Here is a 26,448-nt window from a genome sequence, read left to right as displayed (position 1 = left end):
ACTGCGATTCAGCAAAACGTATAGAACAAAATTGCTCTACTACTGATAGGTTTTTCCTTGGTGCTTTAACCAACCACCTTCATGGCGCTGTTGTGGATCGTGATGTGTCCAGTGGATCACCCCGCCTTTTTCACTATATTCGTATTCACCATTGAAACCAACGATATCCCCTTTTTGTAAGCGTTCAATACGGGGTGCTAAATCAATATTATGTGCAATCAAAACCGTCATTGCATTAGGAAGTTCTACAATAAATTTTTGATGACGAGAACCGTCATTATCATCTTTAAGCACAGCCACAACACGCCCTTGTGATTGAACTTGAATATTACTTTTCCGGCTTTGAAACGCTTGGGCAATTTTTGCTGTGCCATCAAATACTTGATTTTGCGGTTTACTGGTCTGTGTAGAGGGCTCTACCGCGACTGATGGTGTTGATGTTTGTAATTGATTTTCTTGAAGATCGATTCCGAAATATGCAGCAATCAATAGTATGATCACCGCGCCAATACTCAGGTTGGTTTTGTTGGCCACTTATCTACTTCCTCGTTTTATTTTTATTAATTGTATAAAAAAAGCCCCAAAGGGGCTTTTTTACTCAAAATAATTTTTCAATTATTTTGCAGCAGCTTGAGCAGCAGCAACTTCTTCAGCGAAAGAAAGTTCAGCTTTTTTCTCAATACCTTCACCCACTTCAAAGCGAGCGAATTGAACAACTGTAGTACCAGTTGCTTTAAGAACGTCCGCAACTTTCTTGTCGTTGTCGATTACGTACATTTGACGATCAAGAGCAACTTCGTTCAAGTATTTCTCAACTGAACCAGTGACCATTTTCTCAACGATGTTTGCAGGCTTACCAGATTCGATTGCTTTAGCTTCAGCAATTTCTTTCTCTTTAGCGATAAGTTCAGCAGATACACCTTCAGCAGAGATAGCAACTGGGTTGAATGCAGCAACGTGCATTGCAATACCTTTACCAGTCGCAGCATCACCTGTGTAAGATACAACAACACCGATTTTTAAACCGTGTTTGTAAACTGCAAGGTTTTCGCCTTCAATGATTTGAGCACGACGAACTTGGATGTTTTCACCGATTTTTTGAACAAGTGCAATACGCGCTTCTTCTACAGTTGCACCATCTTCAAGTTTCAATTCAGCAATTTTAGCAGCATCAGTTTCGCCAGCAGCTAACGCAGCAGCAGCAACTTGAGCAGAGAAACCAGCAAAGTTTTCGTCTTTAGCAACGAAGTCAGTTTGGCAGTTTACTTCTAAAAGAAGAGCTTTGTTACCGTCTTGAGCGATAGTGATTGCGCCATCAGCTGCAATGTTACCCGCTTTTTTAGCCGCTTTAGCTTGACCAGATTTACGAAGGTTATCAATCGCTAATTCGATGTCACCATTCGCTTCTGTTAATGCTTTTTTACATTCCATCATTGCAAGACCAGTACGATCGCGCAATTCTTTAACCATGCTTGCTGTAACTGCAGTCATGTCAATCTCCTAAATACGGTAGAAAATGAATTCTTTTTAGAACAGAAACGGCCCAGAGCTGTCTCTTGGGCCGTCTGCATACATGACGCTTACTTTGCCACCATCACATGTCGCAAAAATGACAAGCTTACGTCAAACGCATTAAGCCTCAGGAGCTTCTTTAGCTTCTTCAACTTTAGCTTGTGCATTTGCTTGTGATTGAGCATATTCTTTACCAGCAAGAATCGCATCAGCCATAGCAGAAGCATACAAAGTAACTGCACGGATCGCATCGTCATTACCCGGAATAACGTAGTCTACGTTATCTGGGTTAGAGTTTGTATCAACGATACCGATTACAGGAATACCAAGGTTTTTAGCTTCTTTAATTGCAATTGCTTCGTGATCAACGTCGATTACGAATAATGCGTCAGGTAAACCACCCATGTTCTTAACGCCGCCTAAAGCGCGTTCAAGTTTTTCCATCTCACGAGTACGCTCTAAAGCTTCACGTTTAGTAAGCTTAGCGAAAGTACCATCTTGAGATTGAGTTTGAAGGTCTTTAAGACGGTTGATAGATTGGCGAAGTGTTTTCCAGTTCGTCAACATACCACCTAACCAACGGTGATCAACATATGGTTGACCAGCACGTTGTGCTTGTTCACGGATGATGTTAGAAGCAGCACGTTTCGTACCAACAAACAATACTTTATTCTTTTTGCTAGCAAGGTTGTTAACAAAGTTCAAAGCATCATTTAACGCAGGAACAGTGTGCTCAAGGTTGATGATGTGGATTTTGTTACGCGCACCAAAGATGTATTGACGCATCTTTGGGTTCCAGAAACGTGTTTGGTGACCGAAGTGTGCGCCTGCTTGAAGAAGGTCGCGCATGCTTACGTTGTAATCTGCCATTTTCTTTACCTTAAAGTTTGGGTTAGGCCTCCATATATCCGCATCCTCCACCCTAACGGGCACCCAGAGAAATGTGTCGATATATGTGCGGATTTTATTGCCCCATCGCACAAAGCCCGTGAAATTTATTCACGAAAAAGCATTTGATAAAATGGGCGGCTATTTATACCATAGTCACACACAAATTTCCAAAAGTTTTTAGAGATCATGAACAGTACTTACGAAGCACCCCGTCGACTCATCAAAAGCGCTGAAGACATCGAAAAGATGCGTGTGGCTGGACGACTGGCGGCTGAAGTCTTGGATATGATCAAGCCACATATTAAACCAGGTGTGACTACACTTGAGTTAGATACGATTTGTCACGATTATATTGTCAATAAACAAGACGCAATTCCAGCATGTTTAGGTTACGGTGCAGCACCGGGTCGCCCTGCTTTCCAACATGTGATTTGTACTTCTGTAAACCATGTGGTCTGTCACGGCATTCCTTCAGATGCAAAAGTGTTGAAAAAAGGCGATATTTTAAATATTGATGTGACGGTCATTAAAGATGGTTTCCACGGCGATACCAACATGATGTACATCGTGGGTGGCGAAACTTCTATTCTTGCGAATCGTTTATGTAAAGTGGCACAAGAAGCAATGTACCGTGGAATAGCAACAGTGAAGCCGGGTTCAACCATTGGCGACATTGGTCATGCCATTCAACAATATGTCGAATCGGAACGTTTTGGTGTCGTGCGTGAATATTGTGGTCACGGTATTGGGACTGTGTTCCATGACGAACCTCAAGTCTTACACTATGGTCAGCCAAACTCAGGCATGATTTTAGAAGAAGGCATGACCTTTACCATTGAGCCAATGGTCAATGGTGGTGACTGGAAAACTAAATTATTGGGGGATAAATGGACGGTAGTGACCAAAGACCATAGTTTGTCTGCACAGTATGAACATACGTTGTTGGTCACTAAAAACGGGGTTGAAGTGTTAACTGCACGTCCTGAAGAAGATTTATCACGTTTTCAGTCTTAAATAATGTCATTGGCATGAAATATGATGCCATCTGTCAAAAAGACCACCTACTGGTGGTCTTTTTTATGACTAAGCAAATATTGGATTTGAAATTTATTCTTTATTTTACAAATATATAGAATCAAAAAACACTCAACTGTAGCGATCTATTACATTCATTCATCTGTAACAAAGATTGCAAGCTAGTAACACGATCACACAAAACGGGTTTTGACATTCACAAATGTCAAAAACACATGTCCCTCAAAAACAACAGCTTTATCGTAGCAGCAACCTTAATAATACGCTCTATAAAAACGAATAGCTAATTTGGACATGGAGTCCCAGAATGAAAAAAACATTGCTTTGTGTAGCAACGTCTATTACTGCTTTACCTATGCTTACACATGCAGATTCACCTTATTTTAGTCTACAAGATGGTGATGGATTTAAACGCTTTTCTGTATCGGTCGGTGCTTTACACGTCATGCCACAAGGTAAAGCTCAACCCTTCCGAGTTAACACATCAGTTAAAGAAGGTGAAACTGCAAAAGTTGGAGATATCAAAGCACAAACGGTGCTCGACAATATCAAGCCAGGAAGTAGCGTCAATCCTCTCTTAAAAGCTACTCTTGATGGGCTAGCTTTAATTAATGCTGATGTCCCCTCAGCATTAAGTGGGACTGCTGAAATCCGTGGACTCAGTCAATGGGATAATCCAGGTACGGGTTTAGAAGCCGATGATGTCACCACATTGGGCATCATGACTAATTACTTTTTTACCGACAATATTTCTTTTGAAATGAAAGCAGGGATTCCACCGAAAGTCGACTTACAAGGTAAAGGCAAAATTTATGCGCCTTTTTCAGCAACTGCAACACCTATGGGCGGAGCTTTAGGCAATTTAGAACTTGAAAATGATATTTTCATTACCGATTTGGAAGCACACGGCCCTGCGGCATCTGCACGTGCATGGACACCTGCTTTCGAGTTCCAATATCACTTTGGTAAAACAGGGGTGAATAAATTCCGTCCGTATGTCGGTGTTGGAATGATGTATGCCTACTTTAATGAGCTGGAAATTAACCCACAAACTGAAAAAGACTTGATTGCAGCAGGCCATATGATTGCCAATATTAAAGAAGGCAATGCTGGCGCATCACTTGAAGGGAAAAAAAGTTCAGCCAATCCCAAAGTTAAGCTAGAAGCAACCGATGCCTTCGCCCCTATTGCAACCGTCGGTTTCACCTATGACTTTAATGATAAATGGTTTGCTGTCGGTTCCGTGTCCTATGCTCATCTTAAAAATGAAACCACGATCACCGTCAAAGATGCTACGCACGGTGAACTAATCAAATCTACAGCCGATATTGAAATTAACCCCATTCTGGCTTATGCAGGTGTCGGCTACCGGTTCTAAGCTTCAAACAACTACCAAAAAGACGACACCAAGTCGTCTTTTTTCATGAATATTCATTGTTTTTATTGATCAAAGAGTCAATTTTTTATCATCGCTTTCAGCAAATAATTCACTTAATATAGCGAACTCTAAGCTCATTTTTTGGTTGAAATATGTCAGAAACTCGTTTTTCCAAACCGCTGATTTATATGCTCATTGGAAGTGCAATAATTCTGGCATTATCACTGGGTGTCCGACATGGCTTTGGACTCTACCTTGTGCCTATGAGTGATGAGTTTAGCTGGGGACATAATGTTTTTAGTCTAGCGATTGCGATGCAAAACCTGATTTGGGGCGCTGCGCAGCCCTTTACAGGCGCATTAGCAGATAAATATGGCTCTAAAATTGTGGTTGCCGTCGGTGGTGTGTTGTATACCATTGGTTTGCTGCTCATGGCAGTCAGCTCTACGGGTTGGTTACTCAACTTAAGTGTCGGTCTTATTTTGGGCCTAGCATTATCTGCGACCTCTTTCTCTGTATTATTATCCGCGGTGGGTCGTGCTGCACCGCCTGAAAAACGTAGCCTTGCTATGGGTATTGCCAGTGCAGCGGGTTCTTTTGGGCAGTTCATTATGCTGCCGTCAACCTTACTGCTGTTACAAAACTTTGGCTGGTCTGCGGCGTTGGTCGTTAGTGCACTTTTAATTGCGATGATTGTTCCGCTGGCTTGGATGCTCAAAGCTCCCGCCTTTGTTATACCGAATGCTTCAACCAACCAAGTTCAGCTCAGTTTTAAAGATATCTTAGTGATTGCGAAAAACCATAAACCATTTTGGTTCCTATCACTCGGTTTTTTAGTCTGTGGCTTCCAAGTGGTCTTTATCGGTATCCATTTACCTGGCTATTTGATTGACCATGGTTTTAATGCAACCACAGGAACTGTTTTCTTAGCGTTGGTCGGTTTATTTAATATCGTTGGCACTTACACTGCGGGTTGGCTAGGTGGGAAATATTCTAAACCAAAGTTACTGATGGGCTCAGAGGCATTGCGATTATTGCCTTTTTGATGCTCCCACTCAGCACAGTCACCATCTATAGCTTTGGTGTGGTGATGGGTTTATTATGGTTATCTACAGTGCCTTTAACCAATGGTATTGTGGCCAATATGTTTGGTATTAAATACCTCAGCATGCTGAGTGGCATCGTGTTCTTTACCCATCAAGTTGGTTCATTTTTCGGTGGATGGCTGGGTGGTGTGAACCATGACGTGACAGGTAATTATGACTTGATTTGGCTGTTTTCCATTATTCTGAGTGTTTTTGGCGTACTGGTACATTTCTTTGTCGATGAAAAGGCGGTTGTCCATGACTAATTCATTTTTATGGCTCAAGTGTGGTATCGGCATTAGCGTCGTTGCTTTGTTTGTTCTGGCAATTAGCCTTTGGCTGAATACGCCTGATCTGTTTGAGTATTTTAATCAGGCATTTTGCGCACATTAAATCTGCATATTTTGAGCTCAATATTTCATTATAAAAGAAAAGCAATACAATCAATAAATTATTGTTTTTTTAAATTTTTTCATAATTTTAGAACTTCTTTTAATTTTAAGATTACACATATTTTGATTACATTTTCTCTAGACCCTATATCTAGAGAAAATAATCAAAATGACCGCACTAACCCAACTTTCACAAGCGATTTATGATGCTCCGCGTTGGCATCAGGCTAAACAATTTCAAAACCCAGAAGAAATACAAATTATCCCACTGGCGGAAGAAGCCTTAGGTGCTATGGTTTTTGGTTTAGATGCCCGTAAAGCCCAAGCAGGAGAGACCATCTATCGCTTAAAACAAGCTTTGGCTGAACATCTGATTTTAATTTTTAAAAACCAAACTTTGGATGATCTGCAATATTTAGCCTTTGCCAGCTATTTTGGTTCTATTTTCCGCCCAAGTGCAGACAATCCTGTGCTGGCTAGCCAGACTGACACTGGTGTTCCACCCGATGTGGTTCCTGTTTCCAATGCGGTCGGTCAAGGCAACTACACCGGCCATGGCGAACTCACCCCACATGCCGATCACCAGTGGACACCGCTTCCCTCTTTTGGCTCTCTGCTCTATGCCCTTGAGCTTCCTCAAGACGGCGGACAAACCTCTTGGTTCAATACCATCAAAGCTTATGATGCACTTCCCGATGACGTCAAAAAGCAGATCGACCAGCTACAGCTGATTACTTATAACCCATTCGTCCGTGCGCAAAGTAATACAGGCAATACGGGTTATGGAGACAGCCCTTATTATCGCTTTAAAGATCAACCCATTTTAGGTCATGCCTATCCTCATCCCTTAGTCCGCACACATCCAGAATCTGGGCGTAAAGCGCTTTGGCTCAATACCCGTTCGGAAGTTGAATTACTCAATGTCGATGATAGCGAAGGCAGTGAACTGATTGCTGCCCTCCGTGCGCACATCCTCAAACCTGAGTTTCGTTATGAACATCACTGGGAAACTGGAGATATTGTCTTTTGGGATAATCAGGTGACACTACATTCACGTCGTCCCTTTCCTGTCGATCAACGTCGCTTACTCAAACGTATTAGTCTTGCAGGTGGACGTCCTTACTAAGCGATAAATAAAATGAATAATTGATTGGTATGACACCAAAATGTCACGATTGTTTTAGATAATCTGTTAAAAAACCAATAAAAAAGCCCATCGTTTGATGGGCTTTTTTATTTCTATGACTTAAGCATTGCGTTTCGCAAAATCATCCATAAAATTCACTAGCGCTTGAACGCCTTCTAGTGGAACTGCGTTATAAATACTTGCGCGCATCCCACCAACTGAGCGGTGACCCGCAAGATTCAACAAATGGTTTTCTTCAGCTTCTTTAAGGAAAAGTTTTTCTAAGTCTGGATTCGCCAAAGTAAACGGCACATTCATAATTGAACGGTTTTGCACAGCAATTGGGTTTGCATAAAAATCACTTGCATCGATATAACCATAAAGCAGTTTTGCCTTTTCAAGGTTCACTTTATGGATCGCCTCAACACCACCTTGTTCAAGCAACCATTCAAACACTAAACCTGATAAGTACCAAGCATAGGTCGACGGTGTATTGACCATCGAATCATTCTTCGCTTGCGAAGCGTATTTCAAAATGCTTGGAATTTCAGGTTTGGCTTGATCTAGCAGATCTTCACGAACAATAACCAAGGTTAAACCCGCTGGGCCAATGTTCTTTTGCGCGCCTGCATAAATGATACCAAATTTAGTCACATCAACAGGTGCAGACAAAATACTTGAAGACAGGTCTGCAACCAATGGCGCATTGGTTTCTGGAATAGCCGAAAACTGAAGACCACCAATCGTTTCATTGTCTACATAATGCACATAAGCCGCATCTTGAGATAAGTTCCAAGTGCTTGAGTCTGCAATGGCAAGTTTTCCATCAATTTGCGTACCCGCTTCAATGACGTTGATATCGCCATAGCGCTGCGCTTCTTTCAGTGCTTTCTCAGACCAAATTCCAGTATGGATATAGTCCGCTTTGCTGTTTTTACCCAACAAATTTAAAGGAATCGCGGAGAACTGAAGTGAAGCACCACCTTGAAGGAACAAGACTTTATAGTTCTCTGGAATGTTCATGAGTTTACGTAAATCTGCTTCTGCTTTTTCAGCCACAGCAACATAGTCTTTACTACGGTGACTCATTTCCATGATGGAAAGACCCTTGCCTTGCCAATCAAGCATTTCAGCTTGTGCTTTTTCTAAAACGGCAGTAGGTAATGCAGCAGGACCAGCACAGAAGTTGTACGCGCGCATGATTTTTCCTTTCAAAGTGAAACACAATAAAATGATGGCATTTAACCACAGATAGCCAGTGCTTGCAGTAAATTCAACTGAAAATATTTCAATGTAATCTCACCTTTACAGTCAAAAACTCAATCAAGATCAACGATTCAGTTTTAACTCAGCACTGCTCAATCAATTACAGCAGCGCTGTCCCATTCACCTAAGCTCAAACGAAAGCATTTCCTTTGCTTAAAAATGTCGCTAATCTATTGATATACATTTGCAAATTAAACAATTCAGTAACTGAGTCAGCATTCAGAACAGTTAGATTATGCGTATAATGTGCAAAAACATAGAAAAGAGTCGTGCTCATGCTACAAAGACTATTCAACATGCTTAATACACCAGCCAACAAATACTTATTGCGTACATCACTGCCATCAATCTTGTCATTAAGCATGTTCGGTCTCAGTCTCGGAATCAGCTCGACAACTTTTGCTGCATCAATCAGCTATCAACAAGCTGAGCAAAGTGTGTTACAAGACTCGTTTAGCACACAGGCCTCCCAAGCCTTACAACAAGCCTCAAAACTAGAAGCTGAAGCTGTCAAAGGTTTGGGGCTACCCCGTATCGATCTGAACGTACGTGCCTATGCTTTTCATAATGAGCTCGATGTGCCTCTGGGTGCACTCAAAAATAATTTAGAACACACACTGACTGATGGTGTAGCCACGAAAATTGATGAGTGGCAAAACACCTATCCAAATTTGGGCGATTTAAGTGGTTTAGAGCAAGGTATTGATCAAACCATCCACAAAGGTGTGGGACTTATTCCGAATAGCTCGCAAATTACCTTAGAAGATCAAGTCATACGCCCAACCATTTCTGCAATGATGCCGCTTTATACAGGCGGATTAACCTCAAGTGCGAAACAAGTCGCCAAAATCAAAGCAAAACGTAGCGAACTCAATACAAAACAACAGCAAGACCTACAACGCTTTGAACTGATTCAAGCCTATTTCAATGTTCAACTGCAAAAACAGTTACTCGCGTCTAGCCAATATAATTGGCATGCGATGCAAAAACACTATGACAATGCACTTAAACTTGAACAACAGGGCTTTATTAGTAAAGGCCAGCGCATGCAATTTGAAGTGGCAAAAAACAATGCACAGCGCAGTGAACAAGCCAGTCAGGCCAATTTAAAAGCCAGTTTATTTCAACTGATTAACCTTTTGCAAAGCAGCCAAATTACTGAGCTCACCACACCACTCTTTATTAACAGTACCCAAAACCAAGATCTGAATACCCTACTCAGGTCATATGCAGATCAATCGGCTTTAATACAAAAACTGCAAATGGACACCCAACTGGCACAAGCCAATGTCACCGCACAAAACGCCGCCAAGAAACCACATATTTTTGCCTTTGGTGAATACAGTCTAGACGATAAAAATAACTGGATCGTTGGCTTAGCCGCACAGTACAATCTGTTCTCAGGCATTGATAAAAACAAAAATGTCCAAGCAGCAGAGTTACAACGCTACGCTTCTGAACTGATGACAGCACGGACTAAACAAGAAATTGAAAATGTGATTTATAAATCGTATAGCGAAGCCACCACAGCGCAGCAAAGTGATCAGTTATTACAGCAAAATATAAAAGCAGCGCAAGAAAATTTACGTATACAAGAACTGTCCTTTAAAGAAGATATGGGAACAGCGACCCAAGTGATCGATGCACAAAATATGCTCAGTGCTTTAAAAGCAGAAACCGCACTGAATGCCTATAAATATGTCATGTCACTGGCGACGTTTCTACAAAGTCATGGTTCGATCCATCAGTTCCAAACCTATCTTCTGCAACCCAATACGCGATTTATTCGTTAATTCTTTGATGAGAGCCATTTAATGAATCAAGATCAAAACCAATCTGATCCGCAAAAACCTGAAAAACAAGAAGATCAAGCGGTGCCATCAACAGAGGAATTAACCACAAATGATACTCAAGAGCAGGTACAAGCTGAGACCGAACAGACTAAGCCAGCATCAGCCAATACAAACACCGAGCAAAAGTCCAAAGCAATCAAGCTGATTGGGGGGCTTGCTCTCATCATTCTATTCATCGTGATTGCTTTTGGACTGTGGAAGGCCTATCAACCCAAAACGGTTGAAATCCAAGGTCGGGTTGAGGCAGAAACGATCCATGTTAGCACCAAAGTGCCCAGTCGAATTGATGAAATTTATGTACATGACGGACAAAAGATCAGTAAAAACCAAGAACTCGTTCGACTGTATAGCCCTGAAGTCGATGCCAAAAAACAGCAAGCATTGGCCAGCTTACAGGCTGCTTTAGCACTCCAGTCCACTGCTGACCGTGGCTCTCAGGAAGAAAATATTGCGAGTTTATACGCCAACTGGCAAGCACTGAAAGCACAGCAAACTTTGGCACAAACCACCTATCAACGTGGTGCAAACTTGTACCAACAAGGTGTCATCTCACGCCAACGTCGCGATGAAATGCAAGCCGCGGCACAATCAGCCGCTCAAATGACAGAAGCAGCATATCAACAATATGCTCGGGCTGAACGTGGCAGCACCCCACAGCAAAAAAGTTCAGCAGATGCGCAAGTGCAAATTGCAAAAGCAGCTGTTGCTGAAGTCAATGCGCTTGAAGCTGAAACCAAACTACTCTCACCCATTGACGGTACTGTCTCTAAAACTTATGGCAAACCCTCCGAATTGGTAGCGATGGGGGTGCCGATTGTGAGTATTATTCAAGATCGCGAGCTTTGGGTATCACTGAATATTCGTGAAGACCAATACGCCAACATCTATCAAGCAAAACAAATTGAAGGCTTTATTCCAGCCTTAAATCTACATACCAACTTTAATATTAAGAATATTGATGCCGAAGGCGAATTTGCCACCATTAAGACCACACGCCAAACAGGAGGCTATGACATTCGTAGCTTTAAAGTTCATTTGACGCCTGCGCAAGCCATTCCAGACCTAAAAGTTGGCATGAGTGTGTTGTTTAAAGTCAAAGAGATCAAATAATGCTAAGCGGGCTACTGCGGGAACTGAACTATTTACTGAAGCATAAGTGGGATCTATGTTTAGTCACGCTTGCCCCACTGTTTATTATCGTGCTGTTTTCCAGCATGTTTGCCCAAGGTAAACCCGAACATTTGCCTATTGCGATTATTGATCAGGACCAAAGCGAGCTCAGCCAAAACATACAGCGCTACTTAAAACTCAACCATACTTTAGATGTCGTCATCGTCAGTGATCAAAATACCGAAGTTGAAAAGTTGCTGAACCAAACCAAAGTTTGGGGTTACGTCAGTATTCCCAATGGCGCCGAACAACGTTTTGTTCAAGCTAAAGATGCTGAAATCAGCATCGCCTATAACCAAAGTTACTTTAGTGTGGGGAACACCATTTCATCAGCCATGTTACTCAGCACAGTTGAAGCAATGGCAGACTATGCTGGTGAAAGCTATTTAGAAAATACGATCCCTTATTTAGATGTACCTACACCACACGTTAAAATTTCGACCTTATACAACCCAAATTTGAGTTATGAGTTCTATTTAGAACCCTTTATGATTCCTGCAATTTTGCATTTACTACTCTGCTGCTGTGTCGCATTTTCAGTCGGTCAAGAATTTAAGTTTCATACAGCGCAAAATTGGCTAAACAACCAATCTGCTTTTAAAGCCATCCTCTCTAAGAATCTGACCTATGTACTAATTTTTAGCTTATGGACATGGGCGTGGATGTTTTGGCTGATTGAGATTCGCGGCTGGTTTGTTGCAGGTCAACTTTGGTTGATCATGTTGGCACAGCTTTTATTTTATAGTGCCTATGCCTTGATCAGTAGTACCATTGTTTTAGCCACCAATAACTTATCCAAAACCTTTGGTTTAATTGCTGTGTACGGCGGCTCATCACTCAGTTTTGCAGGAGTGACCCTCCCCTTAAATAACGCACCACTATTTACCAAATTTTGGGCCAATATTATCCCTTACACACCTTATGCCAAACTACAAACCGAACAATGGGTCATTGGTAGCCCAATCAGTTCATCGCTGTTGCCTTTACTCATACTTATCCTCTATGTGGTCTTTTACGTTGTGACCTCTGTCCTGCTGCTCAAAAAAAGAATCAAAGGAGCAGTATCATGAAGTCATTTTTGCACTATTACTTCAAGACATTTAAAGACATTATCGCCAATCAGTCGATTTTAACCACGCTCATCCTCTCGGTGATTTTCTATAGTGTTTTCTATCCGACTGCCTACAAAGCACAGCAAGCAGAAGCTTTGCCCATTGTGATTGTGGATGAAGAACAAAGTACCGTGACCAATAACATCATTCAGCAAGTTTCGCTCAGTCCAAATGTTGAAGTGAAGGCTGTGACGGGCAATTTCCTCGATGCTGAAAATATGATTAAACAACAGCAAGCCGATGGTATTTTGCTCTTACCCGAAAATCTTTCCAATAGTCTTCGGCATGGCGAAGTCGGTGGGATTGGGCTCTATCTCAGCGCGGCAAACTTTTTAAAAACCAAGCAAATTGGACTAGGTCTGGCCACCTCAATTGAAAATACTGTACGTGAGCATGTGGAAAAATTTGGCAATATTTCGCACTTTTCTCCAGCCATTTCCATTCATCAAACGCCGCTTTTTAACACCATGTCGGGTTATGGCAGTTATATTTTCCCCGCCATTGCTCCGCTGATTATTCATCAAACCATCGTGCTCGGTTTAGGAATGTTATTGGCCGGATACCGCGAACAGAAATGGCGACCAACGACGACAGAATTTTTTGCGATTTTTTGCGCCATTCTGACCATTGGTATGCTCGGTTGTTTATATTTATTTGGCTTTATTTATTGGTTAAATGACTACCCACATGGAGGAAATTTTAGTGGCATGTTACTGGCCGTGCCGATTTTTATAGGCTGTATCGTGGCTTTAGGCATGTTGATTTCAACATTTTTCGATATGCCTGAGCGTGCAGGACATGTCATTGTATTTACCTCTATTCCGCTATTTCTACTTTCAGGAACAGCATGGCCACACGCCGCAATGCCGGTTTGGATGCAACACTTGGGCAATGTTTTGCCATCGACCCAAGGGATTCAAATGTTTATTCAACTGAACCAAATGGGTGTACCAACTGCACTTATTCTGTCGAAACTACTCTATCTCTTTGTGTTTGGTATAGTTTGCGCAGCATTTGCTTATTGGCGTCTCAAGCATCGCTAAATTTTAGAACGTATTGATAGCAATCCTATCCATTTAATCCGTTGAAGCCCCATAAAGTTTGACATCAAAGCTGCGAATTTTTGTGCTTCCGCCGGCTTTGTCAAAACCAACATCATATTGAACTAGGTTTTTATTGCTATAAGCATACTCATAGGTAACTGCATACAAACTTGGTTTTTCTGTCGATTTTTCAATATGTTTCGATACAATTTTTTGAGTCGTTATGGCTTGTTTAGGAATCGATTTTGCAAATTTGCGCATGTCTTTTTCATGAGTTTTAAATTTACGCTGTAACTCTGGCTCAAAATAAGTATATAGCTGCGGAAAATCGCCCTGAGTAAAGGCTTGATAAGCCTGCTGAGCTGCTTTCTCTTGAGCAGGACTCGGATTTGGGATCGAATCCAATGCCTGTTGTCCCAATTTATCACACGCTGTTAAAGCCAACGCACAACTCAAAACCAGTAATTTTGCTTTCATAAAATCTTATCCACCACTCGGTCATCGCCAACACGAAAAAGGACGCCGAAGCGCCCTTTTCTTTTTCATTCAGTTAGTCTTCGTTCGATGTGTTGGTATCTGTTGTATTTTCAAATGCATCTACATTTACTTCGTCAACCACAGTTTCTTCAGTTGTTTCAATAGAAGCATCTAAAATATCATCTTCGACTTCAACTGCTTCAACAGCAACGACACCGACCAAGATTTCTTCATTACCTAAACGAATCAGACGTACACCTTGTGCATTACGACCCGTTCTAGCAACTTCAGAGGCACGAGTACGAACTAAAGTACCGCCATCAGAAATCAACATCAACTCTTTAGATTCATCAATGGCAACCGCACCAACCAACTCACCGTTACGTTCAGATGTTTTGATTGCAATGACGCCTTTACCACCACGTTTCTTGGTTGGGAAGTCATCAACTGGCGTACGTTTCCCATAACCATTTGCAGAAGCACACAGTACTTCGCCAGTTTCAGGCACAACAACCAATGAAACAATACGGCTCGCCACACTTAAATCAGAAGATTCTTCATCATCTGAATCTGTGTCGGTTTCACCATCATCTTCGGCCTGAGCTGCAGCTAAAGTGACGCGCATACCACGTACCCCTTTTGCAGTACGTCCCATCACACGTGCATCAGTTTCAGAGAAGCGAATTGCTTTACCTTCATTTGAGAACAACATGATTTGCTGTTCGCCATCGGTGATTGCAACACCAATCAAGGTATCTTCTTCTTTCAGCTCAATTGCACGTAAACCGTTTGAACGAACATTACTAAATTGCTCTAATTCAACACGCTTGACTGTACCAGATGCTGTTGCCATAAATACAAAGAAATTCTTACGCATTTTCTCTGCAAGATCAGCAAATTCAACAACGGTTTCATTGTCTAAATCAGTTGTTGAAAGCTCAACACCCAACTCTTTCAATTGCTTACGTAATGCATCAGAGAGTTCATCAGCATCTTCAGCCAACTCATCGAATGAAGCTTTTAACGCTTCATAATGCGCGTCGATAATACTATTTTCACGTAATGTCGCGACATTGCTACGCACAAAGTTTTTGAACTCAGCTAAGCGTTCTTTAAATTTCTTCGGCGCATCAATCACAGGAAGAATTGCTGTGATTGTCTCATCGGCATCTAGTGGCAATAAGTTCACCATTGGGCGACCTTTTGAACCACGCGATGCTTGAGGCACTTCAAACACTCTCAGGCGATAGACTTTACCAACATTGGTAAAGCACAACACTGTGGCATGGTTAGAGGTCACAATCAGATGCTGGATGTAGTCATCTTCTTTCATCGAGGTCGCAGATTTACCACGTCCACCACGACGCTGCGCAGCATAGTCTGAAAGTGGTTGAGTTTTCGCATAACCTGTTTTTGAAACAGTCAGTACCACTTGCTCTTCAGGAATTAAATCTTCACGCGAGAAGTCAATACGAGACTCAACAATTGCGGTACGACGAGCATCGCCGTATTGTTGCAAAATTAAAGCTAATTCTTCTTTAATCACTGCCATCAATAAATTGAAGTCATTTAAAATCGCTGTGAGTTCAGTAATTTGACCTAAAATTTCAGTATATTCAGCTTGTAACTTGTCTTGTTCAAGACCCGTTAAACGGTGCAAACGAAGCTCAAGAATCGCACCAACTTGCGCAGGCGATAAACGATAAATCTGACCATCTAAACCAAACGGACGACTTGGATCTTCACCTTCAATTTCGTCGGGACGTACAGAAACAGAACCTGCTTTTTCAAGCAATGCAATCACATTCCCTGCTGCCCACTCACCTGCTTGTAAACGCTCACGCGCCTCAGCTGGGTTTGCAGAAGTTTTAATGGTTTCAATGATCGCATCAATATTTGCTAATGCTACCGTCAAACCTTCTAAAATATGGCCGCGCTCACGTGCTTTGCGCAACTCAAACATAGTACGACGCGTCACTACTTCTTGGCGGTGACGAATAAATGCCGCAACAATGTCTTTCAAGTTCATTAACTTTGGCTGGCCGTTGTCTAAGCACACCATGTTAATGCTGAAAGAGTTTTCCAACTGCGTGTTTTGGAATAAGTTATTTACCACAACTTCAGCGTTTTCACCACGCTTTAAGTCAATGGCAATACGCATCCCGTCTTTGTCAGATTCATCACGTAGCTCAGAAATGCCTTCCAGTTTTTTCTCTTTCACCAACTCAGCAATACGTTCAATGGTTTTCGCTTTGTTGACTTGATATGGAATTTCTGTGAAAACGATCGTGGTACGACCTGTTTTTTGGTCTTCTTCAAAGTGGTATTTACCACGAATATGCAAACGACCTTTACCCGTACGGTAAGCATCAACAATGCCCGCTTTACCGTAAATAATGCCACCTGTAGGAAAGTCTGGACCCGAAATATATTCCATCAATCCTTCAATTGAAATATTTGGGTTTTCAGCATAGGCCAAACAAGCGTTCACTACTTCAGTCATGTTGTGCGGCGCCATATTGGTCGCCATACCCACAGCAATACCTGTAGTACCGTTAATCAGTAAGTTCGGAATACGCGTTGGCATCACTTGCGGAATACGTTCAGAGCCGTCGTAGTTGTCTTCCCAATCCACCGTATCTTTTTCAAGATCGGCAAGGATTTCATGAGTCAACTTACGCATACGAACTTCGGTATAACGCATCGCAGCTGCGCTATCACCATCGACCGAACCAAAGTTCCCCTGACCATCAACCAATTGATAACGCAAGCTAAAGTCTTGAGCCATACGAACAATGGTTTCATAAACAGCAGAATCACCGTGTGGGTGATATTTACCGATCACATCACCAACCACGCGGGCAGACTTTTTATAAGCTTTGTTGTAGTCATTACCCAATTCGTGCATTGCATAAAGCACACGACGATGAACAGGTTTTAGACCATCTCGAACATCTGGCAAAGCACGAGAAACAATCACGCTCATTGCATAGTCAAGATACGAGTTCTTGAGTTCATCCTCAATCGCAATCGGTCTGATTTCCGATACGCTCATGCATACTCCTTATTCTACAAACGTAAAACCGCTTGCATTTATATGTCGTAAAACTTGCAAAATTATTAGTTCAAAATACTGAACTAAAAACTGAAATATAGCCGCAAATTATAGCATAAACACTCTGATTTTTGTGTCACGTCACAACACTTAATCTCGTTAATTTTCTTTAATTTAGGGGTTATTTTTTACACATGTATAGGATACACATTTACAGCCGATCACATTCCCTATTAACGTTGCGTAAAATGCAAAAAAGCCCTCATTTTTGAGAGCTTTAAGCCATGTCTTGCCTATCTTTGAACTTACTGATCAATCCCTTGCTTATCGCGCTGCATAATATGAAATGCCACCATAAACAAGCCCAGTATTAAAGGAAACTCATATAGCTCCTCCATCAGGTCTTTATAAGCAATCTGATGTAAGAAAATTCCACCATAAATGCGACTGTGTTCAATGCCGTCAGAAATAATCAAACCCAACACCGTGAGCAGCATTGCCCAAGCAGGTATCGTAATGTTCTTCATTTTTATCGCAATCTCATGGCGCAATGGTTTAACCAACAACATAAATACGACTGAACCAATCAAAACCACCGAGATGCCACGAAAATATACTTTTGGGACTTCAGGGAAATAGTCCCTACCCCAACTGGTGCTACGTCCAAACAAAAGCAACCACCACAGCACAGCCCAGATCCAAAAATACTTTTTACCATCAGAAAGACGCATTGGCTGCATGTAAAAATAGCTAAATACAGCAAATATCAATAAAAGTAATGCTTGAATATTTTCGACGCCACGTACAACAGCACCACCTAAAAGTGGAAACTGCAGATCAGCTAAAAATGGAAAAATTAGACACAGAACAGCAAGGATCAGAACAGACCAAGATACACGCGTATCAATCAGCAAGATTACAACTCCCAACTTAACAAAAAATGTTTTGTGTAAGTTAAGCTTAAAAATGGATGGCAAATAGTATCATAAATCTGAATATTCAGATGCACACTCATCTTAAGAAATGCTTAAATTTTCATTATTATTTGCAAAATACAAGGACTTAAAATAACAAAATAAATATCGAGTGATTTTGATTTTTTATAATATTGAGATTGATTTACGCACATAAAAAAACGCTCCTGCACATGACAGCTAAGCATTGCTTAAACTGCTTGCACAAAAGCGTTTTTTGAAACGTTGTCAGGAATTAGATTTTAGATACTAACTCTGGAACAACGGTATTCAAATCACCTACTAACCAGTAATCTGCTACTGCATTGATAGGTGCTTCTTCGTCTTTGTTGATCGCAACGATCACTTTAGAGTCTTTCATACCTGCCAAGTGCTGGATTGCACCAGAGATACCTACAGCGATATACAGATCAGGCGCAACAATTTTACCTGTTTGACCTACTTGCATGTCGTTTGGAACGAAACCAGCGTCAACCGCAGCACGTGATGCACCTTGAGCAGCGCCCAATTTGTCAGCCAATGGATCAAGAACAGTATGGTAGTTCTCACCTGAACCCACACCACGACCACCTGAAACCACAATACGCGCAGCAGTTAATTCTGGGCGTTCAGATTTCACGATCTCTTCAGCAACAAACTTAGAGATACCCGCATCTTTTGCTTCGCTTACAGCTTCAACCGCAGCAGAACCACCTTCAGCAGCAACTGGGTCAAATGCTGTACCACGTACAGTACCAACAATGATTGCTTCATCAGACTGAACTGTTGCAATCGCGTTACCTGCATAGATTGGACGCTTGAACGTATTTGCAGATTCAACAGCAATGATGTCTGTAATCATGCTCACGTCAAGAAGAGCAGCAACACGTGGAAGAATATTCTTACCCGTTGTAGTTGATGCAGCCAATACGTGTTTGAAACCACCTTTAGCAATATCTGCAACCAAAGCTGCAACGTTTTCAGCCAATTGGTTTGCATAAACTGCGTTGTCAGCAAGTAATACTTTGCTTACACCCGCAACTTTTGCAGCAGCATCAGCAACAGCTTGAGCGCCAGAACCAGCAACTAATACAGTGATATCACCACCGATTTTTTGAGCTGCAGCAACAACGTTTAAAGTTACACCATTTAGTGCTTTGTTGTCGTGCTCAGCGATAACTAAAATACTCATGATTTTATCCTTCTGTATTAGATCACTTTCGCTTCATTTTTTAGTTTTTCTACAAGTTCGTCTACAGACTTCACTTGTACGCCAGCTTTACGTTCAGCAGGCGCTTCAACTTTAACTGTTTTAAGTTTAGTTGTTGTAGAAACACCAAAATCAGCAGGAGACTTCGTATCCAGCGGTTTTTTACGCGCTTTCATGATGTTTGGAAGAGCAGCATAACGTGGCTCGTTCAAACGTAAGTCAGTGGTGATGATCGCTGGAAGTGCAAGTTCAACAGTTTGTAAACCACCGTCGATTTCACGAGTTACTTGTACTTTGTCGCCATCAACTTTAACTTCAGAAGCAAAAGTACCTTGACCTGCACCTAAAAGCGCACCAAGCATCTGGCCGACTTGGTTAGAGTCATCATCAATTGCTTGCTTACCAAGAAGAATCAACTGAGGTTGTTCAGCGTCAACAACGCCTTTCAACACTTTCGCAATTTCTAAAGCACCCAGTTGGCTGTCATCAGCTTCAACTAAAATACCGCGGTCAGCACCAAGCGCCATAGCAGAACGGATTTGCTCTTGCGCTTCTTTAGGACCAATAGAAACAACGATGATTTCTGAAACAGTTCCTTTTTCTTTTAAGCGAACCGCTTCTTCCACTGCGATTTCACAGAATGGGTTAATTGACATTTTAACGTTGGTTAAGTCAACACCACTGTTGTCCGGCTTAACGCGAACTTTAACGTTGGCATCAACCACACGTTTTACAGCAACAAGAGCCTTCATGTAATCCTCGGCTGTTTTAGCAAATGTAAATGTTGAGAAAAGTTAGTTTAACTCTTCACTTAAATTTTTTTAGGTGCCCTATCTTGCAATGTGTACGGCATTTCGGTCAAGTCACAATTCACCAAAGAGCTGTAAAAATGCGTAAATTTAGCTGAACGACGCGTTCATACTTTTTTGTACGCACTATATTTGCACAAAATCGCACTCAGATTAAGTTATGATTTTTATTATATTTTTATCTGATTTACATTATTCAAAGATTTGATTTCTTTTCTCTAATATTCACCATCAAATAGATTATTGACTGTCTGTTCACATCTTTATCAGGCTTCACAAATCTGTCATTTAAGATAGATCACACAGCCTTAGATTCAAATACTCATTATTCTAGATATACGATGACACAATATTGCTGCTTTATTAACCATTCTAAAAAACTTCCTCAAAAAAAAAGCATGCCATTTTGACATGCTTCTCTGAGTTTAATTGGCAATCAGCCATGTCGCGGCCAATGCCAGCAAACCACCTGAAGTACCATCAATCCATTTTTGTTTACGTTCATCTATTGGGGACTTCTGTGTCAGTTTTGCAAAAACCAGACTCAAACTACAGTAGACCACAAAAATCATCGCGATAAAAAGTAAAGATAAAATCAAACCTTGACTGACAGTGTTGGCAGATTTGTCGATAAATTGCGGCAAGATCGCAAAATAGATAAGCATACCTTTGGGATTTAATAGTGCAGTAAAAAAGCCTTTTTTGATCAAGTTATTTTCCGTTTTTCGGTCTAGTTGCAATTTTTTAGTACTAAAAACCGACTTTAATAAACCAAAGGCCAAATACAACAAATATGCAATGCCTAACCAGCGGATGGTTTCAAATAAAAGCGGGAAAGACACAATAATGGCAGCAATACCCAAAGCCACTAAAATTGAATGTAGTAAATAGCCTGTACATACGCCGACAGTCGCCATCATGCCTGCTTTTGCATCTTTGCCCATAACTTGAGACAGAATAAATAACATATCTGGCCCAGGTGTAAAAATCAGCGGCAGCACGGTCAGTGCAAAGAGTACATATACAGACATTTCCTTTCCCCTTTCATCCATTAGAAAGTGAAAATTAGTATGTGCGAAATAATACAAAATTGGCTTTCAATTTATTCTATAATAAAACGTATTTTTCAAATTATATTCTAAGATATGAAACAATCACCAAAGTCTGTGCGCATAAAACTTGACCGTATTGATAAAAATATCATTCGCCACTTACAAGACAATGGTCGTATTCAAAATAATGACTTAGCACGAGAAATCGGTCTATCACCGTCTTCATGCCTAAGACGCGTCAAACTATTAGAAGAAGCAGGTGTTATTCAAAATTATACCACAGTGGTCGATCCACAAAAAATTGGCCTTCAACTGATTCTGTTCTCACGTATTTGGCTGGTCGGTCAAGATGCCGAAACCATCGACACCTTTATTGAAGCCATGAAAGAGCTCCCTCAAGTCATGGAATGCTACATTATTTTAGGGGAATGCGATGCAATGCTGAAAGTTGTAGTACCTGATTTAGAAAGTTATCGCGAGTTCCAATCCACACATTTGACCAAAAAGAATGGCATTACCAGTGTCAAAACAGACTTGCCAAGTCAAATCATTAAACAAAGTTTCCAACTCCCACTTGATGAAATCTAATGTCAACGCATTTAAAGTTTGCGATAGAAACGGCGCGTTTACGTCTAAGGGCTTGGCGCGCAGATGACTTTCCTGCATTTGCACAGTTAAATGCCAATGCTCAAGTGATGCGTTATTTTCCTAGTTCACTCACACAAACAGAAAGCGATGCCCTTGCGCAAACGTTTCAGCAATTCATCAATCAAAATGGTTGGGGCTTCTGGGCAGTTGAACTAAAGCATAGTCAGGAATTCATTGGATTTACAGGTTTACATGCTCAACCTGAACGCTTTGATTTTTCACCCTGTGTCGAAATCGGTTGGCGATTGGACTCGAAGTTTTGGCATCAGGGCTATGCTACAGAAGCTGCACGGGCTTGCCTATATTTCGCTTTTTCGGTTTTAGACTTGGATGAGGTTGTTGCTTTTACCGCAGTTCAAAATAGGGCTTCTGAAGCGGTAATGAAACGTCTCGGCATGCAACATCGGGGCTATTTTAATCATCCTAAACTTGATCAAAATAGCCCACTGCTTCGATATACGCTCTATGCCATTAAGCCAACTGACTTTCTAAAAAATCACGATGAATATGACTTAAATCAATCAATTCATATTGTCCAAGATTAAAAATTTTCCAGACTTCAAGAAAGTCGTCTTTTAAATCAATGCTATTTGAGGGTTGTGCAGTCGCTTGCCACTGTAAATCGGAAATCCATAAATAGTATTGCCCAGTCTCTGCATTAAAAGCCTGAACTTTACCTGCTGCATTGACACCTTGAACAAATGCATTTTCAGGCAGTACAGGCTCAATATTGGCTAAACTAATTTCAACAAAGTGTTTGACCTGACGCAAACCATAGCCCGCAAAAATATCTTTTTGCGCGGAGCTGAGTTGATCATACTTTGCTTGTATATCTGAAATCATATACTGACCTATTTTCACATTTGTCATCTTCAATATAAGCTTAAATCTACCGTTTCATTAAACTGGAACATTAAGCCCATCCTCTTTTAAGTTTATACTCTATTTTTTGCCGATTTATTATTCTACAAAAGTTCATAATCACACTTTTTCTAACAAAAGTGAGCGATCATTGCTACTTATTGATCTAGTTGATTCAAGCAAGAATAATGCCAAATCTCACAGTCCATCCTAGCGCTTTCATAGATATCCCCTAATGTGTTTACGCCGTTTGTTCTGACCTTTGGCATATAACCTAAAACACAGTGCTATAGTGCATGCATTCTGTGACACTATTTTTAAAGTATGAATGAACTAATTTTTCACCTTTTGCTGTGCTCGTGGATGTGTCTGATCATACACTTGAGCCAGTCTGTCAAAATCGACATGGGTATAAATTTGGGTGGTACTTAAGTTACTGTGGCCTAACATTTCCTGCACTGCGCGCAAATCACCACTGTTTGACAGCATGTGACTAGCAAAACAATGACGGAGTAAATGCGGATGCAGATCGATATTTACGCCTGCACGCTGTGCCTGAAACTTGACCCGATTTTCAATCTGGCGCATCCCCAAAGGATTGCCCTTTTGAGTAATAAAAACTTGTGCATCGGGCACAAAATCACCATTCCACAGCGGATAAATGCTCAGCCATTTCATTACTGCATCTTTGGCTTTAGAACCAAAAGGCACAACCCGAGTTTTATTACCCTTACCTGTAATACGCAGTAACTGTCGGTTAAAGTCGATATCTTTAATTCTTAAGCCTTGCACTTCCGCTAAGCGTAATCCACTGGAATAAAGCAGCTCAAGCAAAGCTTTGTCTCGATACCACATTTGCTGTTCGACTTCTTTCTCAGGCAAGGCCTGATCCAAAATTTGATTGATGGTTTCAATATCCACTAGACCTGGTAAAGGACGAGGTTTACGTTTAAGTTGAAAGTCATCGGCAGGATTAAAAGCCAAATGTTGCCCCTGCTCAGCCCATTTCATAAACTGACGAATAGAGGACAACATCCGCTGTAAACTACTAGAGCTCAACTGTTGATATTCAACTTTTTGTGCAATAAATTCTCGCAAATCAGTAGCTTCAACATCGCCCAACTCAAGCTTTTTCTGTTCGCAAAATAGCAGAAATTCAGACACATCTCGTTCATAAGCCTGCAAAGTATGGGTAGACTGATTTTGTATTTCTCGTTGTTTTAACCACATCGCGAGCAGTTGCATGGGCTCAAAAGTCACAAGTCAGCCTCTATAGTTCTATTCTGTGGAAGATTGATTTTCTTTTGCATAGTAGCACTGTCTCAGCTCTTTCTATACCTATGTACATTTTTCATAAAAAAAGCACTGATGAATCAGTGCTTCTTGTGTGACGCTAAACTTAGTTTTGATAGTAACTCAGATCGATACGTCCTTCGTAGACATTTGAGGTTGGTCCCGTCATCCAAACCACATCACCTTCACGCCATTCAATATGCAACTTACCACCTGCGAGCTCAATCTCAACAGATGAATCGAGTAAACCACGGCGCATACCTGAAATCGCAGCCGCACAAGCTCCAGTTCCACAGGCCAAGGTTTCGCCTACACCCCGTTCAAACACACGTAAGCGCGCATGCTTTTCATCAATGATTTGCATAAACCCAGCATTCACACGCTGCGGAAAACGCTCATGCGATTCAACCTGAGGCCCTAGACGTGCAACATCAGCTGTGATTACGTCGGGAACAATTGTAACTGCATGAGGGTTACCCATATTCACCACATCAATGGTCAATTGCTCATTGTTCGTCAAAGCAATGTCATACAAAGCTTCTGGTGCATCCGCAATAAATGGAATTTCCTGTGGCAAGAACTTTGGATAACCCATATTCACACGTACCCAGCCATTTTGACCGAGTTCAGGTTCTACAATTCCAGCCTTGGTTTGCACTTTAATCTTGGTCTTTGTAGTGAGCTGGCGCTCATGTACAAACCGTGCAAAGCAACGCACGCCATTACCACATTGTTCAACTTCAGAACCATCGGCATTGAAAATTCGGTATTTGAAATCGACATTAGGTAAATCGGGTGGCTCAACAATCAATAACTGATCAAAACCGATGCCGAAATGACGATCCGCCAAGCGCTGAATCGTAACAGTATCAAGGAATGCTCTTTGGCTGATTAAATCAACCACCATAAAGTCATTGCCTAGACCATGCATTTTGGTAAATTCTAATAACATCTTGAATTATCCTTCAGGCAATAAACGTTCTTTGTCCCAAAGCGACTCAATGGTTTCACGCTCACGAATCAAATGTGCGTTTTCACCATCCACCATTACTTCAGCGGCACGACCGCGACTGTTGTAATTTGAACTCATGACAAAACCATAAGCGCCAGCACCCAATACCGCCAGTACGTCATTTTCTTTGAGTGCAAGCAGACGCTCTTTACCCAAGAAATCACCTGTTTCACAAATCGCACCAACCACATCCCACTCTTTTGCCTCGACATCTGAACGCGGGGTAACGAGCTGAATATCCATCCATGCTTCATACAGTGCAGGACGAATCAAGTCGTTCATGGCTGCATCAATAATCGCAAAGTTACGGTGAATAGTCGGTTTGAGTAAATCAACTTTGGTCAGGAGGACCCCTGCATTTGCCGAAATACTACGTCCTGGTTCCATATACACTTTCAAACCCAATTTTTCTAAAGCGGGCTTCATTGCATTGGCATATTCAAAAACGGTAGGCGGTACTTCATCTTTATAGGTCACGCCTAAACCACCACCAATATCGATGTGTTTCAACTGAATACCCATGGTTTTCAGCTGATCGATCATCACAATCACACGATCTAGCGCATCCACAAAAGGCTGTGTTTCGGTCAACTGGGAACCAATATGGCAGTCAATACCAATAATATCTAAATTCGGCAGCGTTGCAGCATATTGATAGGTTTCAAACACCGTATCTGAAGGAATACCAAATTTATTTTCTTTTAAGCCTGTTGAAATATAAGGATGCGTTTTCGCATCTACATCTGGATTGACTCGCAGTGAAATGGGTGCTTTTTTGCCGAGCTTCGCTGCAACTTTTTGAATACGATCTAGCTCGGCATGAGACTCGACATTGAAGCATGCAATACCCACTTCTAATGCTTTTTGAACATCGATCTCAGTTTTACCTAAACCCGAAAAGACAATTTTAGAAGCATCGCCACCCGCTTTTAGTACACGAGCCAGTTCTCCGCCGGTCACAATATCAAAACCTGCACCGAGCTTCGCAAGGACATTCAATACCGCAATGTTTGAGTTCGACTTGACCGCAAAACAAATTTGATGATCGATAAAGTCAAAAGCACGATCCATCTCTGTAAAGTGTTTTTCAAAAGTCGCTTTTGAATAAACATACAGTGGTGTACCAAATTGCTGCGCAAGCTGTTGCAGCGAGCATTGCTCAGCGTGCAAAACCCCATGATTGCGGGTAAAACTCATGAATGTATCCTTTCTATG

General features: G+C 41.4%; 24 protein-coding genes and 1 pseudogene. 11 read left to right on the top strand and 14 right to left on the bottom strand.

Annotated features, from left to right (window positions below):
- Positions 1–39: 39 nt before the first annotated feature.
- The 3 genes from ACSC9N_RS04905 to rpsB form a co-directional block, all read right to left on the bottom strand.
- Positions 40–534, bottom strand: a complete 495-nt coding sequence (locus ACSC9N_RS04905) for a DUF3465 domain-containing protein (protein ID WP_010327210.1) — start codon at positions 532–534, stop codon at positions 40–42.
- Positions 535–615: 81 nt separating this feature from the next.
- Positions 616–1,491, bottom strand: a complete 876-nt coding sequence (gene tsf / locus ACSC9N_RS04900) for a translation elongation factor Ts (protein WP_004695824.1) — start codon at positions 1,489–1,491, stop codon at positions 616–618.
- A 141-nt stretch (positions 1,492–1,632) separates the two neighbouring features.
- The gene (rpsB, locus tag ACSC9N_RS04895) at positions 1,633–2,382 is read right to left on the bottom strand and encodes a 30S ribosomal protein S2 (RefSeq protein ID WP_004982536.1); all 750 of its coding nucleotides are present in this window, start codon (positions 2,380–2,382) and stop codon (positions 1,633–1,635) included.
- Between the two features lie 207 nt (positions 2,383–2,589).
- On the opposite strand from rpsB, the gene map reads away from it, so the two are divergent.
- The 5 genes and pseudogenes from map to ACSC9N_RS04870 all read left to right on the top strand — a co-directional run bounded on the left by map (position 2,590) and on the right by ACSC9N_RS04870 (position 7,419).
- On the top strand, positions 2,590–3,417 hold the full coding sequence (map, locus tag ACSC9N_RS04890; protein ID WP_004695821.1) for a type I methionyl aminopeptidase: 828 nt from the start codon (positions 2,590–2,592) through the stop codon (positions 3,415–3,417).
- A gap of 328 nt (positions 3,418–3,745) precedes the next feature.
- Entirely contained in the window at positions 3,746–4,816 is a 1,071-nt protein-coding gene (locus ACSC9N_RS04885; protein WP_010327212.1) for an OmpW/AlkL family protein, read from the top strand.
- A 152-nt stretch (positions 4,817–4,968) separates the two neighbouring features.
- Positions 4,969–6,167: pseudogene (locus tag ACSC9N_RS04880) on the top strand (MFS transporter).
- Positions 6,160–6,294, top strand: coding sequence for a hypothetical protein (locus ACSC9N_RS04875; protein ID WP_029575080.1), 135 nt, complete (start codon positions 6,160–6,162; stop codon positions 6,292–6,294). Before ACSC9N_RS04880 ends, ACSC9N_RS04875 begins: the two are co-directional and overlap by 8 nt.
- Positions 6,295–6,462: 168 nt before the next feature.
- Positions 6,463–7,419 carry a TauD/TfdA dioxygenase family protein gene (locus tag ACSC9N_RS04870; RefSeq protein ID WP_010327214.1) on the top strand — a complete coding sequence of 319 codons (957 nt, stop codon included), beginning with the start codon at positions 6,463–6,465 and terminating at the stop codon, positions 7,417–7,419.
- A 120-nt stretch (positions 7,420–7,539) separates the two neighbouring features.
- Here the strand turns inward: ACSC9N_RS04870 and serC are convergent, their stop codons facing one another.
- A complete protein-coding gene (gene serC / locus ACSC9N_RS04865; protein ID WP_010327215.1) occupies positions 7,540–8,619 on the bottom strand; it encodes a 3-phosphoserine/phosphohydroxythreonine transaminase in 1,080 nt (359 codons plus the stop codon).
- Between the two features lie 362 nt (positions 8,620–8,981).
- Between serC and ACSC9N_RS04860 the strand changes: the two genes are divergently transcribed.
- Genes ACSC9N_RS04860 through ACSC9N_RS04845 form a run of 4 tightly spaced genes read left to right on the top strand, consistent with a single transcriptional unit; the run spans position 8,982 to position 13,863 of the window.
- The gene (locus ACSC9N_RS04860) at positions 8,982–10,478 is read left to right on the top strand and encodes a TolC family protein (protein ID WP_439036118.1); all 1,497 of its coding nucleotides are present in this window, start codon (positions 8,982–8,984) and stop codon (positions 10,476–10,478) included.
- 21 nt (positions 10,479–10,499) lie between these two features.
- A complete protein-coding gene (locus ACSC9N_RS04855; protein ID WP_010327218.1) occupies positions 10,500–11,648 on the top strand; it encodes an HlyD family secretion protein in 1,149 nt (382 codons plus the stop codon).
- The gene (locus ACSC9N_RS04850) at positions 11,648–12,778 is read left to right on the top strand and encodes an ABC transporter permease (RefSeq protein WP_010327219.1); all 1,131 of its coding nucleotides are present in this window, start codon (positions 11,648–11,650) and stop codon (positions 12,776–12,778) included. The genes ACSC9N_RS04855 and ACSC9N_RS04850 overlap by 1 nt, the downstream gene beginning before the upstream one ends.
- Positions 12,775–13,863: an ABC transporter permease gene (locus tag ACSC9N_RS04845; RefSeq protein ID WP_010327220.1), complete on the top strand. Its 1,089-nt coding sequence runs from the start codon at positions 12,775–12,777 to the stop codon at positions 13,861–13,863. The genes ACSC9N_RS04850 and ACSC9N_RS04845 overlap by 4 nt, the downstream gene beginning before the upstream one ends.
- Before the next feature lie 33 nt (positions 13,864–13,896).
- Here the strand turns inward: ACSC9N_RS04845 and ACSC9N_RS04840 are convergent, their stop codons facing one another.
- The 6 genes from ACSC9N_RS04840 to ACSC9N_RS04815 form a co-directional block, all read right to left on the bottom strand.
- Positions 13,897–14,340 carry a hypothetical protein gene (locus tag ACSC9N_RS04840; RefSeq protein ID WP_004982555.1) on the bottom strand — a complete coding sequence of 148 codons (444 nt, stop codon included), beginning with the start codon at positions 14,338–14,340 and terminating at the stop codon, positions 13,897–13,899.
- Positions 14,341–14,413: 73 nt separating this feature from the next.
- A complete protein-coding gene (gyrA, locus tag ACSC9N_RS04835) occupies positions 14,414–17,395 on the bottom strand; it encodes a DNA gyrase subunit A (RefSeq protein ID WP_094148339.1) in 2,982 nt (993 codons plus the stop codon).
- Between the two features lie 305 nt (positions 17,396–17,700).
- Positions 17,701–18,309 (bottom strand): hypothetical protein, encoded by a 609-nt coding sequence (locus ACSC9N_RS04830; RefSeq protein WP_010327222.1) that lies wholly within the window; start codon positions 18,307–18,309, stop codon positions 17,701–17,703.
- 295 nt (positions 18,310–18,604) lie between these two features.
- Complete coding sequence (locus ACSC9N_RS04825; RefSeq protein ID WP_010327223.1) at positions 18,605–19,540, bottom strand: FAD-binding protein; 936 nt, start codon at positions 19,538–19,540, stop codon at positions 18,605–18,607.
- A gap of 17 nt (positions 19,541–19,557) precedes the next feature.
- A complete protein-coding gene (locus tag ACSC9N_RS04820; protein WP_005400499.1) occupies positions 19,558–20,310 on the bottom strand; it encodes an electron transfer flavoprotein subunit beta/FixA family protein in 753 nt (250 codons plus the stop codon).
- 482 nt (positions 20,311–20,792) lie between these two features.
- Positions 20,793–21,398: a LysE family translocator gene (locus ACSC9N_RS04815; protein WP_010327224.1), complete on the bottom strand. Its 606-nt coding sequence runs from the start codon at positions 21,396–21,398 to the stop codon at positions 20,793–20,795.
- Between the two features lie 114 nt (positions 21,399–21,512).
- On the opposite strand from ACSC9N_RS04815, the gene ACSC9N_RS04810 reads away from it, so the two are divergent.
- Positions 21,513–22,007 carry an Lrp/AsnC family transcriptional regulator gene (locus ACSC9N_RS04810; protein ID WP_004695793.1) on the top strand — a complete coding sequence of 165 codons (495 nt, stop codon included), beginning with the start codon at positions 21,513–21,515 and terminating at the stop codon, positions 22,005–22,007.
- Positions 22,007–22,612: a GNAT family N-acetyltransferase gene (locus ACSC9N_RS04805; RefSeq protein WP_010327225.1), complete on the top strand. Its 606-nt coding sequence runs from the start codon at positions 22,007–22,009 to the stop codon at positions 22,610–22,612. Before ACSC9N_RS04810 ends, ACSC9N_RS04805 begins: the two co-directional genes overlap by 1 nt.
- On the opposite strand, the gene ACSC9N_RS04800 is transcribed toward ACSC9N_RS04805, so the two are convergent.
- The 4 genes from ACSC9N_RS04800 to lysA all read right to left on the bottom strand — a co-directional run bounded on the left by ACSC9N_RS04800 (position 22,539) and on the right by lysA (position 26,430).
- Positions 22,539–22,937 (bottom strand): hypothetical protein, encoded by a 399-nt coding sequence (locus ACSC9N_RS04800; protein ID WP_010327226.1) that lies wholly within the window; start codon positions 22,935–22,937, stop codon positions 22,539–22,541. The genes ACSC9N_RS04805 and ACSC9N_RS04800 overlap by 74 nt on opposite strands.
- 324 nt (positions 22,938–23,261) lie before the next feature.
- Positions 23,262–24,173 carry a tyrosine recombinase XerC gene (locus ACSC9N_RS04795; protein WP_035330499.1) on the bottom strand — a complete coding sequence of 304 codons (912 nt, stop codon included), beginning with the start codon at positions 24,171–24,173 and terminating at the stop codon, positions 23,262–23,264.
- Positions 24,174–24,327: 154 nt separating this feature from the next.
- A complete protein-coding gene (gene dapF / locus ACSC9N_RS04790; RefSeq protein WP_010327228.1) occupies positions 24,328–25,173 on the bottom strand; it encodes a diaminopimelate epimerase in 846 nt (281 codons plus the stop codon).
- Positions 25,174–25,179: 6 nt separating this feature from the next.
- Positions 25,180–26,430 (bottom strand): diaminopimelate decarboxylase, encoded by a 1,251-nt coding sequence (gene lysA / locus ACSC9N_RS04785; RefSeq protein WP_010327229.1) that lies wholly within the window; start codon positions 26,428–26,430, stop codon positions 25,180–25,182.
- Between the last annotated feature and the right edge of the window lie 18 nt (positions 26,431–26,448).

Source organism: Acinetobacter sp. PC34 (assembly GCF_051789135.1).
GTDB lineage: Bacteria > Pseudomonadota > Gammaproteobacteria > Pseudomonadales > Moraxellaceae > Acinetobacter > Acinetobacter johnsonii.
This window is presented reverse-complemented; position numbering and strand designations above follow the sequence as displayed.